This is a genomic window from Trichocoleus sp. FACHB-591 (assembly GCF_014695845.1).
GTDB lineage: Bacteria > Cyanobacteriota > Cyanobacteriia > FACHB-46 > FACHB-46 > Trichocoleus.
Genome location: NZ_JACJPA010000030.1, coordinates 20292 through 34593, shown reverse-complemented (window position 1 = coordinate 34593; position 14302 = coordinate 20292). Strand labels below are relative to the sequence as shown.

At 43.4% G+C, this 14302-nt stretch carries 13 protein-coding genes; 7 read left to right on the top strand and 6 right to left on the bottom strand.

Annotation, left to right across the window (positions count from 1 at the left end):
• Positions 1–2 precede the first annotated feature (2 nt).
• Entirely contained in the window at positions 3–392 is a 390-nt protein-coding gene (gene dndE, locus H6F90_RS04795) for a DNA sulfur modification protein DndE (protein WP_190550704.1), read from the top strand.
• A gap of 60 nt (positions 393–452) precedes the next feature.
• Here the strand turns inward: dndE and H6F90_RS04790 are convergent, their stop codons facing one another.
• The 4 genes from H6F90_RS04790 to H6F90_RS04775 form a co-directional block, all read right to left on the bottom strand.
• The gene (locus H6F90_RS04790; RefSeq protein ID WP_190550702.1) at positions 453–1622 is read right to left on the bottom strand and encodes a DGQHR domain-containing protein; all 1170 of its coding nucleotides are present in this window, start codon (positions 1620–1622) and stop codon (positions 453–455) included.
• A gap of 39 nt (positions 1623–1661) precedes the next feature.
• Positions 1662–2483, bottom strand: a complete 822-nt coding sequence (locus H6F90_RS04785; protein WP_190550700.1) for an HNH endonuclease — start codon at positions 2481–2483, stop codon at positions 1662–1664.
• Between the two features lie 181 nt (positions 2484–2664).
• Positions 2665–2931: a winged helix-turn-helix domain-containing protein gene (locus H6F90_RS04780; RefSeq protein WP_190550698.1), complete on the bottom strand. Its 267-nt coding sequence runs from the start codon at positions 2929–2931 to the stop codon at positions 2665–2667.
• 27 nt (positions 2932–2958) lie between these two features.
• Complete coding sequence (locus H6F90_RS04775) at positions 2959–4155, bottom strand: phosphoadenosine phosphosulfate reductase family protein (RefSeq protein WP_190550696.1); 1197 nt, start codon at positions 4153–4155, stop codon at positions 2959–2961.
• Positions 4156–4404: 249 nt separating this feature from the next.
• Between H6F90_RS04775 and H6F90_RS04770 the strand changes: the two genes are divergently transcribed.
• Positions 4405–4563 carry a hypothetical protein gene (locus H6F90_RS04770; protein ID WP_190550694.1) on the top strand — a complete coding sequence of 53 codons (159 nt, stop codon included), beginning with the start codon at positions 4405–4407 and terminating at the stop codon, positions 4561–4563.
• 11 nt (positions 4564–4574) lie between these two features.
• Here H6F90_RS04770 and H6F90_RS04765 read toward each other — a convergent pair whose 3' ends face one another.
• Positions 4575–5072 (bottom strand): hypothetical protein, encoded by a 498-nt coding sequence (locus tag H6F90_RS04765; RefSeq protein ID WP_190550692.1) that lies wholly within the window; start codon positions 5070–5072, stop codon positions 4575–4577.
• Positions 5073–5131: 59 nt separating this feature from the next.
• Between H6F90_RS04765 and H6F90_RS04760 the strand changes: the two genes are divergently transcribed.
• Genes H6F90_RS04760 through H6F90_RS04750 form a run of 3 tightly spaced genes read left to right on the top strand, consistent with a single transcriptional unit; the run spans position 5132 to position 11441 of the window.
• Positions 5132–7237 carry a DNA phosphorothioation-associated putative methyltransferase gene (locus H6F90_RS04760; protein ID WP_190550690.1) on the top strand — a complete coding sequence of 702 codons (2106 nt, stop codon included), beginning with the start codon at positions 5132–5134 and terminating at the stop codon, positions 7235–7237.
• Between the two features lie 26 nt (positions 7238–7263).
• A complete protein-coding gene (locus H6F90_RS04755; protein ID WP_190550688.1) occupies positions 7264–10266 on the top strand; it encodes an AAA family ATPase in 3003 nt (1000 codons plus the stop codon).
• On the top strand, positions 10251–11441 hold the full coding sequence (locus H6F90_RS04750; RefSeq protein WP_190550686.1) for an ATP-binding protein: 1191 nt from the start codon (positions 10251–10253) through the stop codon (positions 11439–11441). The genes H6F90_RS04755 and H6F90_RS04750 overlap by 16 nt, the downstream gene beginning before the upstream one ends.
• Before the next feature lie 546 nt (positions 11442–11987).
• Here H6F90_RS04750 and H6F90_RS04745 read toward each other — a convergent pair.
• Complete coding sequence (locus tag H6F90_RS04745; RefSeq protein WP_242024335.1) at positions 11988–12572, bottom strand: hypothetical protein; 585 nt, start codon at positions 12570–12572, stop codon at positions 11988–11990.
• A gap of 159 nt (positions 12573–12731) precedes the next feature.
• On the opposite strand from H6F90_RS04745, the gene H6F90_RS04740 reads away from it, so the two are divergent.
• Together H6F90_RS04740 and H6F90_RS04735 are read left to right on the top strand one after the other, a co-directional pair.
• Positions 12732–13466 carry a sigma-70 family RNA polymerase sigma factor gene (locus H6F90_RS04740; RefSeq protein WP_242024334.1) on the top strand — a complete coding sequence of 245 codons (735 nt, stop codon included), beginning with the start codon at positions 12732–12734 and terminating at the stop codon, positions 13464–13466.
• A gap of 18 nt (positions 13467–13484) precedes the next feature.
• The gene (locus H6F90_RS04735; protein ID WP_190550682.1) at positions 13485–14273 is read left to right on the top strand and encodes a DUF1822 family protein; all 789 of its coding nucleotides are present in this window, start codon (positions 13485–13487) and stop codon (positions 14271–14273) included.
• The last annotated feature ends 29 nt before the right edge of the window (positions 14274–14302 follow it).

Sequence of the window (14302 nt, the reverse complement as noted above, 5' to 3'; positions counted from 1 at the left end):
TTATGGAATCACCTATTGATCGTATTAGGCTGTCCCAAACAGCTAAAGAGCAATTGATCAGGCTTAAACGTGTTACAAAAATCGACCAGTGGAACATCCTTTGTCGTTGGGCCCTCTGCCGTTCTTTGGCAGAACCTTCCTCACCATCTATCGTGCCCATTCCTACTGATAGTAACGTTGAAATAACTTGGCAAGTATTTGGTAGCAACATGGCTGACGTAATCCTAATGGCACTCAAGCAACGTTGCCACAATGATGGTTTACCCACCGATCCAGAAACCCTTGCAATTCAATTCCGGTTACATCTACATCGTGGGATTGGTTACTTGACAGGTGAATTGAGTGTTAAAACTATCGAAGATTTTATCAAAATCACTATACAGTCTAAGTAATCTTTCGTTAAAACGTATAGTAAAGCGATTCAGTCAATAGTGCTCGATGGGGAATTAAGATTATTCTGGCTCTATTGGCAGTTGTAATTTATTATTCCAACGCTCTCTTAACTTTAGATTAAGAACTATACGTTCCAAATCCTCTTTTATTAACTTTCTAATATTCGCATTATCTTGAATCTTAATTGACCAAGCGTGTTCCCAGAATGTAGAAGGGACTCGGTCAATGATACTATTTACTTGTATATAAACCTGCTCAGATGAGAATATATCTACCAATCCAAATTCCCAAGCCTTTTGCAACCTGTCTAGAATAAATTCATTCAAAGCATTTAAGTTAACCTTTGTCATAAATTTATTGGGCTGTCCCCACAAATTGGGATAATTATTCTTAACAGCTTGCCAAACTGCGAAAAAGAACTCGGTTATAGAGGCATCATCTTCCTCAAAAAATGGAAAAATCGTTCTAATATATCTTAAGGATTGTTCTATAGCAGTAAGAGGAATAAGTCTATCTTCTTCTGAATTTCGCGGCCATTGTAGCATTTTTTGAAAAGGACTATTAGGTAAATCATCAATATCTCTCAATACTGGAGATACTTCTCCATATTTGACACCTGCCTTCAATAGTCGCTCTTGTAGCTTTTGTTCATCTAAGTTAGCAATTATTGCTTTGACATTATCAGTTGGGACTTTTACTGCTTTGTTATTAATAACAATGAATTGAAAAGCTTGCTCTTCAAGGGCAGCATCTAGAAGACAAACAACTAATAGTGGAATATCTTCATTTTGAAAATTAGAAATGCCGTATAGTCGATGTTGACCATCCACAATGAAGGCTGGGCGTAGATGTTCTTCTACGTCTACGTCAAAAGTGAATGTTAGAATTCCCCATTCTAACTGGTTACCGCAATTATTCTTGAAATCAGTATCAGAAACACATTGGGAAACTTCAGCATCAATCGGCTTAAAGCTAGCTACATTTGGCTCAAATGCTAGCAGTATATTGTTTGGAATAGTATTCCTTGAATCAGAATTGAGAAAACGTGTGACTGCATGAACTCTGGACTCTTTTATAATACGTTGGGTTCCTTCCTGAAAATCTTCAACTCGTCTAACGCCAACCCAAAGCTTAATATCTTTTGCTCGCGCATAAAAGATAAAAAGAGATGTAGTAGAACGATCTAACCTTTGCTGTAAGCGCCAACCAACATAATTTCTAACTTCCATGGTCTATTTATAATAAATCTATAAGGATGGTTGGAGGTTCTATTCTTGAGAATGTTTAGAGCAATAAAGTCCTATATTAAGAAAATGCCAACTATCGTCATCTTCTTGACGACAAAATTCCATTACCCCTTCATATGCCGGTTCTTTACCGCAAACTATACATCTGTATCTGCTTTTCGTTACAACAGCTATTCTATATACCCAATTAAATTCTTTTGAAAATGCCTCTTTACTTTTATCATGATTTACTAAACAAATCTTTTCATAATGAAAGTCACAGGCATCGATATAGTTTTCTTTTATTTCGCTACATCTTTTACAAGAAACTCGTAAGTTTCTTGGCTCACTATCTCCTCCCATAGCTCTTGGCCAGACATGTTCAATAATAGCTGAATTCTCGTTATTCTTAGAGGAAAAATCTAGATTTGAGCCGCAAATATAGCATCCCTTTCCTTGGTTGTCTGCCTCTTGAAGTAGATTTTTTCTGAGGGTATCACTAGGTTCGCGTTTACTTTCTCGTATACATTCAAGCAAAAGCACTAAAATTTTCCCTACTTTTCTTTCAGGAATTCGTGTAGAGTTAGTCAAAAATTTGCGGATCTCTTGAATATATTTATCACTTGGGTGTGACTTAGGATTATATTTTCTGAAAATATACTGAGCAGTTGAAATCAACCTTCTTAAAAAGTAGTTAATATTACTTTCATAAGTTATCTCTAGATATTTCCCCTCTGCCATCAAAGCATTATCAATGTCCATTAGAAAAGAATTAATTAACTCCTTCTTCTTGAATGGATATAGTTCCTTTAGGATTTCCTTGATTTGTTCTCCAGGCGTCAGATTGTTAGTTTCACTCGACATAGCTCTTCGATAATTTTGTGGGCAGTAAGCTCTTTTAACTATTTATAACAGATCGCTCTGTAAACTTTAATTAAAGAAAAGCGCTTAAACACTGCAGTTAGTGAAATCATAGGACCGCCAAACTTCACAAAGCTAGATTCTTACTTGTTCTTCGGAATGGTTTTACTTGGAACTCAGCTTTTCAATTTGAATAAGTTTCCCTATCACTTACAAGCGTATATCTTCCATCTGGAAGCTTCTTAAAACACTTTTGTGTTGCTAAGTCTTTTCGAGTTAATCCTTCACAACGGCGCTCGATTGCTCCGCGTACAATATTTCTAGGTTCTTTTGTATTAAAGGTATATAAATCCTTATTAAGAATGGTTTGTGTAATATCAGCAACAGTCATTGGTTGTTTAGCTGCTTGAAGAACTTCAATTACAGCTTGTGCAACTGTTCGTCTTTCCATAAGTTTTTAGGAACTTTATGATAATAGCTAGTAACTATTGAACAAAAGATGCTGTACACTTCCATCAGGAAAAATCTCAGGCAGCATCACATCACCTGTGGGTTCTGTACCATCCCATTTTTCAGGGTAAACCTTCGCAGCAATTAGCTCCTCAATCCGGGCTAACTCTTCATCATTAATTAGGCTAATGATAGGATAATTTCGAGCGATCGCTGCCCGATTCACTTCCTCCTGTATTTCTAGAACCTGCTCTAACATCCAACGTCGCGCTTCGAGTGTGAGTGGGCCTAAGCGTCCTTGCTTAGCTGCTAACTGCCCATCCTTATTCAGCTCACCATGCTTTCGATGCCGATACTGAGGTTTCTTAACCTCCCAGTAGAGGGGCCTCAGTTTCTGCAACGGCGCTAAGTAGGCCCACTCTGACTGAGCCACAACGCGATCGAGCGCAGCATCTTTCTGTACTAGAGGGCACCCAATGCAACCTGTCCTGGCATTGAGAGGCTCCTCGCCATCGCTGACATCCTGACCATAAACTTTAGCGATTTCATAGGTTGGGAACCCAAGCTCCAAGTCTGCTTGGAGTAACCAATCCCAAACATGACACACGCGCCAATGCACGATTGGAGCTAGAGTATCAGCGATCGCATTCGATGAGCTTTGTTGAAACCAGCCCTGACCGCACTCACCACCATCCTTTGTGCAGCTAATTGCAATCCGTTGATCACGAGCGGCACTTTCGCCAATCCGCACACCCGTGAGCATGAGGAACTTTTCGCCCCGCTCCTCTCGAAGTTTCTCCAGTTCTCGCTCCATGCTCATAACCTTGAGCTTCGGAGTACACCATCGGAAGGTGTTGGATGGGGGGGGCACTCCCCGGCCCAGCATGTAAACGAAGTACCGATAATCTAGTTCTGGAAGAACAACACGAGTATCGAACCCACGATTACGCAGTTCTTCCAAAATCCCCATTGCGGCTGAATGGAGGGGAGGCAACTCTTGCCTCGTATCTGCAAAAAGGACGGTCAGGCTTTCCGGCTTAGGAATTTGACCTGTTTCAATTAGATTAGCAACAAGCGTAACGGTTGCAGAAGAATCCTTTCCACCAGAGAAGGCGATCGCCCAGTGTTTATAGAAGGAACCATAATGTTGTAGCGACTCAATTGACAGCTCGATCGCCTTGGGCAATGATAGCCGCTCTTCGTCAAATAGACTTAGTGTTCTCATCGCCTTGCTCTCCACTCAATAAGCAGGCTGAGAGTTTGTTCTGTCAAAGCTCTACAGCCGCGCCATCTTTTAATCCAGTCGAACCCTAAACCATTAGATTTAGTGGTTTAACACCCAAACTTTTAATCTTAGCTCTAAGTTGTATGAGCGCACCAAACTCGTAGAGGGTGTTTTAACTGGCGACGCTGGAGCTAAGCAGGCTTAGCGCACTGGCTAAAGGGTGATACCAGCTAGAGCCACCCGAATGCAGTGTCAGAATTAGCAGTGCTAGCGGGAGCTTGCTGGAGAGATGGTCAACGTTTGGATTACACCGTTCCATGTATTCTACCCATGCCTCAAATGCCCATTGCTGCACCTGGACGTAATTTGCTTGCAGGTAAACAACCCAATCTGGATGGAGGACGATAGCTTGCTGGTCATCACAAGGTATAAAGCGGTTTGCGAGTCTCAAATTTTTCTTGGGACAGCACCGAGATTTTCTGGTTCACCTGAGCATCCTTGGCTCCCCACAATTCTTCCTCAAAGAAGGGGCGAATTAGACGGAAGGGAACGTAACGTAGTAGTTCAATGGTTGAATCGGCAACCCGTCCCTGAATCATACCTTTGAGCTCGGTAGAGCTAGCATCACTGACGCGGAAGAGCGATTTTGGTAGGGCGTTGTCTAATTCTTTCAGTTTCTCTACAATCTGGTCTTGCGTTCCAAACTTGAGTTGGTAAGTGTAATGTGCTCTCCAGGCTCTTGCCAACATTTCCACAACCACGTCCTTGAGAGGAACCAGTCTAACCTCATCAAACTGTTGCTGCCTTAAAATATCAAGCAACCCCAAGAAAAATAGGTATTTGTAGGAGTTAGTGGTGCGATTAAACAACCGACTAAACGCCTCAATATCAAGATTTTGGGAGGGAGGCAGCGTCATGGGTAGAATTTTCTTGCTTGAGGTTTTATCCTAAATTCTATGCGACCTAAAGGCAGCTCATGGATATAGTAGGGCTGGGATCGAAGCGCGAGGTCTGCAACACCACATCGCAGACTCATATTTTTGTGACTCACTTTGACCAGTTAGTGGCCTGTTGCGATCGCAGTCAGATTGGAAAACGGCTGCCAGGTGCTCTTTACGTTCATGTCTCTGCCTTGCCTGCCCTTGAGCAACCATTACAAGATTATGAGAACTTGGCTCGTCAACATTTGAAGAAGCTGGATGGGGCTACTTTGGTCAAGTTTAGTACTGACCAGCCTAGAGTTTCCTACCTGTCTTACCCTGATTTTGATACCAATGCTCATCCTGCCTTGCAATGGAGTGTTCAGGTTGATCTGGCAACTTCGCAAGTTGGCGTTTGGAATTACAACAGTACAGATAATCCGCCCGTCTTACATCGGAAAGAGACCTTTATTACAACTGATTATCCCCTTTACCAAGCATTTGCAGAACTCACACAGCAGGAAGAAGCTCTAGGGCTGCTCAACAATTCGCGAACGATTGGGACTCGCAATGGTTGGAAAAAACGCCTGTTGGACTGCGGAATTCAGATTCAAGGGCATGTCTTGGCCTGTCCTACTTCACGAACCGCTGCAATCAGCCAGCCCAAAATCGATCGCCATAAGGCTGCGCTTGTCCGAGCTGAGCTCTCCAAACCTGTACGAGTCACTCTAGAAGCAGGACTCTTTACACCTCAAACAACTTTCTTTGACTACGGCTGCGGACATGGGGGAGATATTGAGCAAATTGGCGATCGCGGCTACACAAGTTCTGGCTGGGACCCCTACTACCGTCCTGATGCTCTTTGCACAGCGGCTGACATCGTTAATCTGGGTTACATCATCAATGTAATCGAGGACCCAGCAGAGAGACGAGAAGCTCTGCTCAAAGCTTGGGCGTTGACGGGGAAGGTATTAATTGTCGCAGCTCAAGTCCTGATCGAAGACCGAATGCGTGGCATGATGGCTTACAGCGATGGGGTAATTACGCGCCGCAACACCTTCCAGAAGAATTACGGCCAAGAGGAGCTCAAGAGCTACATTGATCAGGTGCTCGGCGTTGATGCCATTCCGGTTGCGCTAGGCATTTATCTAGTATTTCGAGATGAGGCACAGGCACAAACTTTCCGAGCTTCTCGCTTCCGTTCCCGTGCTACGACTCCCAGAATCAAAACCAGTATCAAGCGATTTGAGCAGTATAAGGAAATGCTGGCTCCTCTAATGACATTTTTTACAGAGCGGGGACGATTGCCCATCGAAGAGGAATTACAGGAGTTTACGGCTCTACAGTCCGAATTTGGAACGCTACGGCGAGCCTTTCAGATTGTTCTACAAGCGACGGAACTTCAGGAATGGGATGCGATCGCCGAAAAACGTCGTCAGGATCTGCTCGTTTACCTTGCCCTCAGCCACTTCAGCCATCGTCCAAAGCTACGAAATCTTGCACCCATCGCCCAGCATGATATCAAGGCCTTATTCGGTAACTATCAGCAAGCCTGTACCGCAGCTGATCTAATGCTGTTAAGCCTGGGAAATCTGGAGGTGATGGCGGAACGGTGTAAGTCTAGTGCGATCGGTAAAAAACTATCGAACTCTCTCTGGGTTCACGTTTCTGTTCTGGATGTGCTTGATCCTCTACTTCGTCTTTACGAAGGTTGCGCCTCTCGCACGATCGGTCGCCCTGAAGAAGCAACAGTGGTCAAGTTCCATACCAGCAAACCTAAAATCTCCTACCTGTTCTACCCAGACTTCGACAGAGAACCGCATCCTTGTCTCCGCACGAGTATGCAGATTGACCTGCAAGACCTGCATGTTAGCTATCGAGACTACGACCCAGAGGACAACCCACCCGTGTTGCACCAGAAGGAGTTGCTAGTCCAGTCAGACTATCCACTCTATGAGAAGTTTGCCAAGCTGAGCCGGCAGGAGGCAGAGTGGGGGTTACTGGATGATTTGGGAAAAATTCGCGATCACCAAGGTTGGCAGAAGTGCCTGGAAGAAAACTGTACTGAGTTGAAAGGGCATCGGCTAGTATGGCGAAAAGACGCTGATCCGTATCGGGTCAAATTGTTAAACTCTTTCAGACGGCAACGAACCCTAAAGTAATATTCACAACTAACGGTTAAATTTCCATGGCACCTGATCCTAGGACACTTTTTCGAGCTACCAATCCAAGTAGGGTTCTGGATGTGGAGAGGACTGAGGATCGGCAGTACTACATTGACTTTTCATCAGTACAGGGCGGACCAGTTAACGAAGAATTAAAGCAAACCATCACTTTTGCGTTACCTGATCATCCTACTTGCCAACTTCTAACAGGTCACATCGGTACTGGCAAATCTACAGAGTTGATGCGTCTGAAAGCAGAATTGGAGTACGAAGGATTTCATGTTATCTACTTTGACGTTAGTACAGATTTGGAGATGACAGATGTAGATATTGTCGATGTATTGTTGGCAATCGCTCGTCAAGTCAGCCAAAGTCTGGAATATGCTCAAGTGAATATCCAGGTAGAAGGATTACGCGACTTGTTAAACAGCGCGATGAAAGTTCTTCTGACTGAAGTAAACATGAAGGCAAAAGCTAGAGTGCCGGGATTGGAAGTCGAAGTTGATAAAAGGAGTGGGTTCCTATTGCCATTAGCAGTTGGTGAACTCGCTTTTTCTGCTAAGAATGATGCAGATTTACGGCAGCGACTGCATCAGTATTTAGCACCACAGAAAAATAGACTATTAGAGGCTATTAATAAGGAGCTACTGGAACCTGCAAATGCCCAGTTGAGAGAACGAGGCAAACAAGGATTGGTCGTAATAGTAGATAATCTTGACCGACTTGATAGTGGCGTACAACTTTTTGGATCATCTCCACAAGAGTACTTATTCATAGACCAGGCTGAGCAGTTGAGAAGCCTTAACTGCCATGTCATCTATACAGTTCCTATAGCGTTAAGATTCTCAAGTCGCTACGCTACATTGATCGAGTACTTTGACCAACCTAAAATCCTTCCTACTGTACGCGTAAAAAAGATAGATGGAAGTATTGACCAAGAAGGAATAGCGCTCCTTAGGCAAGCAGTTCTAGTACGTGCATTTCCCGACTTAAATGAAGAACAACGTTTAGCGGCTTTACTGCAAGTATTTGATAGCCCTGATTCCCTTGATCGATTATGTCAAGTTAGCGGTGGACATATTCGTGATTTATTTCGACTGCTCAATGATTGGATTAAGAAAGGCCAGCAGCTACCGCTTGACGGAAAAATGCTGGAGAGCGTTATCAGTGCCCGTCGCAATGAAATAGTGATGCCAATCACTGATGATGAATGGGAATTGTTACGTCAGGTCCATGAACAAAAGCGAATTGGCCTTGAGGATGGCTATCTTGTCTTAATTAGGAGTCGTTTAATATTCGAGTATCGGGATCAAAATACTACCTGGTTTGATATTAATCCCATACTGGCAGAGTCACGTCAACTACAAAAAGAAGTGCTTGATAGATTACTAAGCAATATCAAACAATTCTTTCGACAAGCTAATGCCGAAATTGATAATGTTGTAACGAATAGCGAATGGAAGCTCTTAGAAATTGTATCTGCTACAGGTCAGTTGGCATCCTATGTACCGATGCCTGTAATATTTGTTGACAAGCCAACAGAACAAACTATTCAAGAATTAGTTGATTATTCAAAAAAAATTAATGGAAGTAGTCAGTACAAAGTAAGTATTCTTCTATATCAAGAATCTCCTGATACTTTAGCCCTATTTCAGATAGCCCAAGTTCGGGTGCGTGATCACTTCGTTATTATTCCTATTCCATTTGCTGCAATAGAACAAGCATTGGTAGATGAGAGTAAGTCTTTTGGACTATTAACTCAATATGCCAGCCGCTATATGCCTGGGGCTGATTTATTTAACGATCGAAATGCAATCGGTGATACTCTTTCTTTTTTCGGTCGTAACAGCTTATTGACTAGTTTAGAAGAAGACCTTCGCCGCTTACAAGGTATAGGATTGTTTGGCTTACGTAAGTCAGGAAAGACTTCCATGCTTTTACAACTTGGTCTTTCTATGCGACAGCACCCGGTAATTCATATCGACCTTCAGCCTTATGCTGGTAGGTTACATTATGGTGCTGAGCTATTTAACCAAATTCTTAAAAAGTTGGCAGACTTATTGCGAGTTGATTCAGCTACTGCCCAAGGGTTTGTTACTTTTGCCAGCAGTCGTCCAGCAAAGGACTTTACCACCGATTTCATGGAAAAGGCGAATGAACTTGCATCTGCTTTATGGAAATTAGATTACCATAAGCCCATTTTCTGTTTCTTGGACGAAGTTGAAAGAATTTTGCCAACTGAACTCGATCCACCAGATGAAGCAAGACATCGGATTGAAGAATTTAATGCTGTCTTTGGTACACTTCGAGCGCTTAACCAAGAGAGTAAGCTAATCTCACTTCTGGTCGCAGATCTTCATCCTGACTGTAATAGTATTAATCACTGGCATGTGCCTGGTTTACCCACCAATCCAGTCTACAAGTTTTTTAAAGAGGTGTTTGTTGCTCCCTTTTCCCAAGAAGAAACAACACAAATGCTTACAGATATTGGACATCTTATGGGAGTTGAATTCGAGGGGATTTTATTGGAAGATATTCATCAACAAAGTGGAGGATATCCTTTTATTTCTCGACAAATTGCTAGTTTGCTATGCAAAAAGGCAGAGAAAGAAATGAACGGGCGCGGTGAATTAATTACATCTTCAGCTGCTAGTCGTTACTTGAAAAAGCCATTTAGCTATTCAGATCTAGCAGATTACTTTGAGAAAAATATTTGGGATGATCTTCAAAATCGCAAAGATCGTAACTTTTCTGAGGCCAGTGCATCAATTGGTATCCTTAAATTGCTTTCGAGTAATGAGGAATTGCTAGAAGGTATTCAAGAAGAGGTTATTCTTGAACTTTTAAGTGAGACCTGTGGCGAGAGCGAATGTGAAAGAGCGCTTCGTTGGCTTGAAGCTGTAGGTTTAGTGGAGCGACTCGAATTTAAAGAAGGTGATAGCTACAAAGCAAAGGTACCGCTTATGTCAAATTGGCTACGAAGAGACATGAAATTAGAGGAAATTCGTCAATGGAGGCTAGGTTGAGCGATCGCTCCTTCAACAATTATAGATTAGCGATTTCCGAGCCAGAACACTTCTTTGGTCGTGGAGATCTTATTCAAGATGTTTGTCAATCTCCCTTTCAAGTTCGCATTTTACTAGGTGGTCGTCGAATTGGAAAAACGAGTGTCCTCAATGCAATTCGATGGAATTTATTAAGTGCAAAGGAAAATCAACCAACTCGAGCATTTCCAGTTTTGTTTGATCTCCAGCAAGAGCAGCCCGAAAATCTCGATCATCTTCGTTATTTATTAATTGCTCGACTTCAGGAAGCTATCCATGGTTCACAGCAAGCTCAAGATCGCTTCATGCGGCAGCTTGCCGGTGGCAGTATTAGCTTATTTGGTATTACACTGAATGTGACGAATCCTGCTAAAGAACGCCGTTTAATCCATGAGGATTTTCGCCAAGACTTCCTGAAGATTGTCAAGAAGCTACAAGAAAAGAAGTGGTTGGGTGTATGTTTCCTCTTAGATGGTTCTGAGTTCATAGTCAATCAGCCTTGGGCTAATAATGCATGGAGTTATTTGAGATCCCTCAAAGAAACTACCAATACTGCGATCGAACCCTTTCTAGGATTGCTCCTTTCTGGTTATCGGGATTTAAGAGACTATCAGCAGAAGGTTGGTTCTCCATTACTTGGAATATCCGAATTAAGTTGGCTAAGTCCCTTTGAAGAGGTAGAGACGAAAAACTTAATTGGTTATCGCTGTAGCAAGGAAAAAATTTCTTTGTCTGAGGAAATGATCAATGGAATCATTTACTGGGCTGGCTGTCATCCTTACCTAACTCAACAGCTTCTTAATACAATTTTTGATAATCGCCTTCTTGCGAAACCTCGAACCACCAAGGAATTAATTCGATACTTAATTCGGCATCAACATGAGGCAGATTTTTCTAAATTTTGGGATAGTACTAAGGCAAGTTATGGTTTTGGTATAGCTGAACAAATGGTTTATCTTTCACTCATTAAGCAGCGGCAAGGAACTGCTGAAGCCTTAGCACAATACGCACAATTGAGTATTGGAGACACAGAAGATGCACTAAGAGTCATGACAGGCACAGGTGTCATTCGACAACTTGATTTTGAAACTTATGCAATTGGTGCCAAACTTTTTGAACAATGGGTTTCAGAAGAAAAACAACCAGAACAAATATAGCTACTTGTTCAAGCTGAATCAAAAATCATAAGCAGAGCTAAGGTGGCTACAAATCTAACAAAAATGTCAGCTCATTTGGTCAATTCATTACTCAATGCCCCTCCTTATTGATACTCCTCCATATGTAAAATGCCCAAATGCTTTGTCTATAAGGAAGGCTATAGTTGATGTGAATAGGGCGATCACTTCAGTAGTAGTACAGCGAGTCAATAGCAATTGCTATTCTATATCTGCTTCATAAGGTGAGAGGTTTGAGTAGCAACGGAACAGAAACTTACGCTAAGGCCGAAGCGCAGATGAGGTAAGGATTGTAAGAAGTACTTTCCAGTTTCAATGAGACCTACCAATTAGTCTTTAGGCTGATTGGTATAGAAATCTAGAACGAAATATCAGGGGTTCAGGCTCCTAAATTTCGGTAGGTTCAATTGGTACTCCCCTTAACGTAACTTTCTGTTCCGTTGCTACTCAGACCCCGGTGATTGCTCTCTAATCCGACAATACGAAAATTGCAAGCAGCACCGAGGCGATCGCAAACCCTAATGAGGATTAACCCAATTTTTTAATCCAGTCCTCAATTCCCTTTTTCGTGGGTACTCCCTTGTCTGTAAATGCCCAAATGCTGCGTCTATGTTGAGGACTGTAGCTGATATGGATGGGGCGATCGCTCCCATAGTAATACAGTGAATCAAACGGCAGTTGATGCTCCAAAGTCCAATCTACGAGGCGATCGCTCTCCAGCCCAATAATCCGAAAGTCACAGGCTGCTCCAAGGCGATCGCAGTAGTACTTCCCATTTCGATTTAGTTCATGCGCCATATGCTGATCTCGGCTCGGGGCAACTCGACCGTTTTTGACGCCCGTTTCTGGATCTTTTTGACTTAAAAACCGTTTTAGATCCATTGAGCAAAAGCCATAGGTTAGCTGAAATCGTTTTCTACCAAAGTTTTCAATTACTGGATCAATGATTTGTTGGCACAGCGTCTGTAGTGCCAGAATTGTCTCCTTTTGGTTCTTGGGATATGGGTTAATTTTTTCAGCGTATTTTCTATAGGTTTGGGTGCAAGTACAAAACTCTTCTAGGGTCAGATGCTTGCCCAACTTCATGGTCATCACCTCTAACTTTTCACTCAAAAGCGATTCTTAGTGCCTGACTAGATCGTAAAACTTTACGGAACTTCACATAAAACCTCGAAGATTGCCTGTTTACACATTAAGAGTGATTTGGAGGCAGGCATGACGATTGGCGTATGGACCACTGAGCACACCTGGACGGATCGAGGGGAATGAGTTATGGAACGAATGTTTAATGACTCATTTCTAGAGGGGCCAATGTCTCAACCGACCAGTAAGACAAGCGATCGCCCAGAGGATAACTCTCTAGATGTTGACTGGCACCAGCAATTGAAGCAGTTGGTGCAGGAAGTCTGTCAGCACCCCCTAAACAGCCCACAACGACGTAAAGGGTTCAACCGCATTATTCGGATGATCCAGCAGTCGGGAAAGCTGTGGCGGGCAGCAGAGCCTTACTACGAGGATGCGCTGCAAGATACTTGGCTGCATTTCTCACGAAACTTATGTGAAGCAACAACGGCAGAGCAACCTTATGGCGCGAAAGAGTGTTTCATCATCGCTCGTTTGAATGCTTATCTGAAGCGGAGATTGCAAGACTATGCAGTACAAGCGAGCCAGGAGCAGAAACAGCGAGTCCTGCCAACTCAATCACTAGAGGGTGAAGGGCTAGCTCCAGTGGAGCAGATTGCGGCTCCAGAAGAAACACCCTCTGTCTTCGAGGAAGTGCAGGAGTGGGTCGAGGCGGATAAGTCAGGAGAGCTGGGCTGCACTCATGTTAAGGGGCGACCAGATATTACCTGTCAAGTCTTGATTTTGCGGCGATTGCCACCAGAAACACCCTGGAAAACCTTAGCAGCAGAGTTTGGAGTTTCAGTTTCAACGCTGAGTGGATTTTACGAAAAACAGTGTCGGCCTCGGTTACAACAGTTCGGTCAGTCACAAGGCTATCTATAACACGGAGGGGACAAAACAATGATGCATGATGTGCAAGAACAAGATTTGACCATTCAAGTGCCGATCACGACAGCGATGCGGGCACAGGCAGAAGCATTGGCGGGTCGGCAGCCGACGGCAGAGAAATCAGAGCAGATTTACCGTAACACGATGGCCGTACTGGTAGTGAATGCCTACCTAGGTTGGCAAGGCTATGAGACTGACTTGAGCCAATCTAACAACTGGAACCTAGGAACACTCGCGGCTGGTGGTGATGTTGCAGATTTGATGATTAAAGATTTAGGGCGGCTTGAGTGCCGTGCCGTGCTCCAGGGAGCGACAGTTTGCCCATTACCACCAGAGGTCTGGCATGGACGTATTGGGTATGTAGTAGTGCAATTCGATGTTGCAGTAGACAAAGCAGTGCTCCTAGGCTTTAAGCCCATCTTTGACCCAGAAGATCCTATGGAGGAGGTGCCATTGGATGAGTTGCAGTCATTAGATGAGTTGATTGATTACCTGGATCGGCTGGAGCGAGGGAACACTCAATTAGAGAATGCCCCCTCACTAGAGGCAGAACAGGTTCGGCAGATGTGGGTAGATCCCTACAGTCGGCTGATGGTAGTGGCGCAATTAGAGCGGATTTACCGTACTGAGTCTCGTAGCAAGTGGCGGGTGAAGGCTGAAAAGGTACTGTCAGGTCGAATCCTAGAAGGTGCACTGGTGCGGGAGGAAGCAGTTCTAGACGATCGAATTGCCTTGCAAGGATTAGCAGAACGGTTATTAGAGCAACTGGCTACGGTTTGGGGCAGTGAGAACGCAGGTTAAACCAGTAGCAAGCAGGACACTCGAAATTT

Excerpts from the sequence above, each read along its gene's own strand:
- H6F90_RS04790 (WP_190550702.1), bottom strand. The coding sequence starts at position 1,622 with ATGGAAGTTAGAAATTATGTTGGTTGGCGCTTACAGCAAAGGTTAGAT.
- H6F90_RS04750 (WP_190550686.1), top strand. The coding sequence starts at position 10,251 with ATGGAGGCTAGGTTGAGCGATCGCTCCTTCAACAATTATAGATTAGCG.
- H6F90_RS04785 (WP_190550700.1), bottom strand. The coding sequence starts at position 2,483 with ATGTCGAGTGAAACTAACAATCTGACGCCTGGAGAACAAATCAAGGAA.
- H6F90_RS04780 (WP_190550698.1), bottom strand. The coding sequence starts at position 2,931 with ATGGAAAGACGAACAGTTGCACAAGCTGTAATTGAAGTTCTTCAAGCA.
- H6F90_RS04765 (WP_190550692.1), bottom strand. The coding sequence starts at position 5,072 with ATGACGCTGCCTCCCTCCCAAAATCTTGATATTGAGGCGTTTAGTCGG.
- H6F90_RS04760 (WP_190550690.1), top strand. The coding sequence starts at position 5,132 with ATGGATATAGTAGGGCTGGGATCGAAGCGCGAGGTCTGCAACACCACA.
- H6F90_RS04740 (WP_242024334.1), top strand. The coding sequence starts at position 12,732 with ATGGAACGAATGTTTAATGACTCATTTCTAGAGGGGCCAATGTCTCAA.
- H6F90_RS04735 (WP_190550682.1), top strand. The coding sequence starts at position 13,485 with ATGATGCATGATGTGCAAGAACAAGATTTGACCATTCAAGTGCCGATC.
- H6F90_RS04755 (WP_190550688.1), top strand. The coding sequence starts at position 7,264 with ATGGCACCTGATCCTAGGACACTTTTTCGAGCTACCAATCCAAGTAGG.
- H6F90_RS04775 (WP_190550696.1), bottom strand. The coding sequence starts at position 4,155 with ATGAGAACACTAAGTCTATTTGACGAAGAGCGGCTATCATTGCCCAAG.
- dndE (WP_190550704.1), top strand. The coding sequence starts at position 3 with ATGGAATCACCTATTGATCGTATTAGGCTGTCCCAAACAGCTAAAGAG.